Source organism: Haloferax sp. Atlit-6N (assembly GCF_003383195.1).
GTDB lineage: Archaea > Halobacteriota > Halobacteria > Halobacteriales > Haloferacaceae > Haloferax > Haloferax gibbonsii.
In genome coordinates, this window is the sequence record NZ_QEQJ01000308.1 from 1 (window position 1) to 464 (window position 464).

The window sequence follows — 464 nt, forward strand, 5'->3', positions numbered from 1 at the left end:
AGGGGTAGTTCCGAGAACGCTCGCGGCGTGTAAACCTCCGATTCGTTTTTATTCGTGGGCTTGGAGAGTGAGGTATGGCGAGTCTGAGGGACCTCGGGTTGTCCGAATACGAAGCGCGCGCGTACCGGTCGTTACTCCGGACGGGAGCGACAACCGCCAAAGAGTTGTCGCGAGCGAGCGACGTGCCGATGGGCCGGATCTACGACGTTCTGAACAGCCTCGAACAGCACAATCTGGTTCGGAGTCAGGCGGCGAGCCGACCGAAGAAGTACGTCGCCGTCGAACCCGACACGGCGCTCGTTCGACTCTTAGAGAACAAACGGCGAGAGCTTCGCGAGAAGGCCGAGCAGTACGAGAGCGTCGTCGACAACCTCACAGACGAACTGGAGACCGCAGAGCCGGTCGAAAGCCAGTTCTGGACGGCTGCGGTGGGGACCTAGGAGTCCGTCGAACTCCTCGTCGAA

The 464-nt window shown here is 60.8% G+C and carries 1 pseudogene; it reads left to right on the plus strand.

Going from position 1 to position 464, the window contains the following annotated elements:
• Positions 1-74: 74 nt before the first annotated feature.
• Positions 75-437 (plus strand): annotated as a pseudogene (locus tag DEQ92_RS22490) (TrmB family transcriptional regulator); the annotation flags it as partial.
• Positions 438-464 lie beyond the last annotated feature (27 nt).